The following is a 2935-nucleotide window of genomic DNA, read 5'->3' as shown; positions in this document are numbered from 1 at the left end:
TATCGTCCGCTCAACGTACATTATCGATCCAAAAGGAATCGTCAAAGCGGCATGGTCGAACGTGAAAGTGAAAGATCATGTGGCTAAAGTAAAAGAGGAACTGGCTGCGTTAGTAGGATAAACTGATCCCGCTGATGCGGGAAAAGATTAAAATTTATAGCGAATATAGGCTCGAATATCTTGGGCTTTATCTACAACATTAGAACTCATCGGTGTTCCAGTTGGTACATCTCCAATAGCTACAGGAGAACCACTACTACTTCCAAAGAACCCATTACTACCTGTGTAATCATAATTAATGTATGTATAACGGAGTTGGAACGTTAGGATATCTTTGACAAGAGGTTCGGTGAAATACACTTCATATGCATCTCCACGAGCGGCAATTTTAGAACCGATCAAAGTATCTTCGCCGTAAGTGATCGGACGCCAGTAATTGGAACCATGATTAAACTCAACTCCCCAGCGACCTTCATCACTGATAAGGGATGGAAATTGGGTTCCTATCCAATAGCTATAACCGATTTGATTCTCAGTTGAGCCTAGCATACCGCCTTTTCCAGCATAAGGATCAGTTTTAGACATGGCTCCACTAATGAAAATCATAGAATCATCTAAAAATTCACTCCATCCGTCTCCAATTCCATTCACCATTGCAAAAGCAGTAGCGGTATGGAGACCACCGACAGTTTTCATACTTGAATCATAAGTTCCGTTTACTGTGCCGTTTGCATTGAAAGGTGAGTTGGTAGTATCTATCAAATTATTTGCATAGGTGTATTGAAATCCGGAGCTGTATTGTTTATCATCGTAGGGGACGATAATGATCCCTGCCATATCAATATCATTTGTTTTTGTGGAGCCATTACCTGTATACGGGGTTGCTGAAAATCTTGGTTCCGCTTCACTCATTCCGCGTCCGGCACAGAGTTTAAAATAGGAACCTGTTAAACCGGTAAGTTCTTCGGTACCGAATTTGGCACTAGCACCGTCAAATTCGACATTGATGGCATGCGCTAATGGAGAAGAGGCTTTGACATCGTCACGGAAGTTGATGAGGTGCCCCTCGGTTGATGGACGGCGACCGACGCTAAATGTCCATGGCATATCCAGTCCGGCAAGTTCATCTCCGGTATAGAAAAAGTAGGCTGATCGTATGCGGAGGGTATCATCATAAGCTGATTCACCGCTGACCCAGTCAAACCCTTCCATTGCTGAACTTGATGCTGTTGCAGCGCGTTGACCAAATATTTTATTGTAAGCGAGCTGACCGACAAAACTGAGATTTTTAGTAGCGGCATAACTCATGTTGAGCCACAAGCGGTTGCTGAGAAGGGCATCGTTTTCCTGTTTGCTTCCATCCGCCATTTTGTATTGTATATTGTCGACACTGGTACGGAAATCAACTCCAAATTTGAGATTGTTTCCATTTGTCTTTTTGTTAATATCACTGATTTGATCTTGGAGATCTTCGAGTGTCTTGGCAACATCTTTTGACTCATCAGCAGAGGCTACTTGTGTTTTTGGACTGCTTTGTGTGAGTGCCGAGCTTTGCACTTTTTCAGCTTTCAGGGCGTTAATCTCAGCTTTGAGGGTCGCCATCTCTTTCTCCATTTTTTCAAACCGCTGCATTAGCGTATTATCTGAAAATGCGGTTGTGCTCAGTAATGCGGCAGTGATGAGTGAACCAAAGATTCGTTGTTTCATCATTTCTCCTTATTTTTAATGGTTCTCCATTATGGTGTGGATGATATTAACAAAAATTATATAAAAGTAATTTGAATGAGTGAGAATGTGTGTGATAAAAACGTGACAAAATCCGAACATTAAATACAGCTAAATTTAAGAGCCCTTTTAGTATAATTCGCCCGATTTTCTCTCCTCTTTTATTCAGACGTGGGAAAAAATTCGCAAGCGATCACGCGGTTCTCGTGCACCCGATGCATCATCGGCTCTGTTAGCATTCGCCCAAGACAACGAAGAACAAACTATTTTTACACAGGAGTTATCACTATGGTAACAATGAAAGACCTTTTAGAATGCGGTGTACACTTCGGTCACCAAACACGTCGTTGGAATCCGAAAATGAAAAAATATATTTTCGGTGTTCGTAAAAACATTTACATCATCGATCTTCAAAAAACATTGCGTTATTTCCGCAATGCGTATCAACAAGTTGTTGATGCTGCGGCTGAGGGGCAAACTGTCCTTTTCGTAGGAACCAAAAAACAAGCACGCGTTGCGATCCGTGACGCGGCAGTTGCTTGTGGTATGCCATACGTTGACAACCGCTGGTTGGGTGGAATGTTGACAAACTTCCCAACAATCCAAAAATCAATTCGTAAACTTGATATCATCGAAGAGATGCAAGCAAACGGACAAATCAACCTTTTGACTAAAAAAGAAGCGTTGATGATGAATCGTCAAAAAGAAAAATTGATTGCATACCTCGGCGGTATCCGTCATATGAAAACATTGCCTGACATGATGTTCGTTATCGATGCGGTAAAAGAACACATCGCGGTTCAAGAAGCTCGTAACCTCGGTATCCGTGTTGTTGCACCACTTGATACTAACTGTGATCCAGACGTTATCGACATTCCAATCCCTGGAAATGACGATGCGATCCGCTCTATCCAACTTTTCTGTAAAGAAATGGCAGAAGCGATCAACGAAGGTAAAGCACTTCGCAACGGCGGAAACGACGAAGCGGTAGCAGACGAAGAAGTTGCATCTGAAGTAGCAGTTGAAGCGGCTGTCGAAGAAGTAGCAGTAGTAGCAGAGGAAGCGTAATCATGGCAGAAGTTACAGCAGCGATGGTAAAAGACCTCCGCGCGGCGACTGATGCGCCGATGATGGATTGTAAAAAAGCCCTCACTGAGTGTGATGGCGACATGGAAAAAGCAAAAGAATTTTTGCGTGACCGTGGTATGGC

At 42.9% G+C, this 2935-nt stretch carries 2 protein-coding genes and 1 pseudogene; 2 read left to right on the top strand and 1 reads right to left on the bottom strand.

Going from position 1 to position 2935, the window contains the following annotated elements; genetic code table 11:
• Positions 1 to 147 precede the first annotated feature (147 nt).
• Positions 148 to 1707, bottom strand: coding sequence for a DUF3373 family protein (locus tag JZU62_RS07305; protein WP_295013357.1), 1560 nt, complete (start codon positions 1705 to 1707; stop codon positions 148 to 150).
• Between the two features lie 306 nt (positions 1708 to 2013).
• Here JZU62_RS07305 and rpsB point away from each other — a divergent pair, with 306 nt between their 5' ends.
• Together rpsB and JZU62_RS07295 are read left to right on the top strand one after the other, a co-directional pair.
• Positions 2014 to 2793, top strand: a complete 780-nt coding sequence (gene rpsB, locus JZU62_RS07300; protein ID WP_295013355.1) for a 30S ribosomal protein S2 — start codon at positions 2014 to 2016, stop codon at positions 2791 to 2793.
• A gap of 2 nt (positions 2794 to 2795) precedes the next feature.
• Positions 2796 to 2935 (top strand): annotated as a pseudogene (locus JZU62_RS07295) (elongation factor Ts); the annotation flags it as partial.

The sequence above is a fragment of the Sulfuricurvum sp. genome (genome assembly GCF_019163035.1).
Taxonomy (GTDB): domain Bacteria; phylum Campylobacterota; class Campylobacteria; order Campylobacterales; family Sulfurimonadaceae; genus Sulfuricurvum.
The sequence above is the reverse complement of the archived record's forward strand: the minus strand, read 5'-3'. Positions and strand labels throughout refer to the sequence as shown.

What these genes read in the sequence shown, in the direction of transcription:
- JZU62_RS07305 (WP_295013357.1), bottom strand. Translation starts at nt 1,707, where the DNA reads ATGAAACAACGAATCTTTGGTTCACTCATCACTGCCGCATTACTGAGC.
- rpsB (WP_295013355.1), top strand. Translation starts at nt 2,014, where the DNA reads ATGGTAACAATGAAAGACCTTTTAGAATGCGGTGTACACTTCGGTCAC.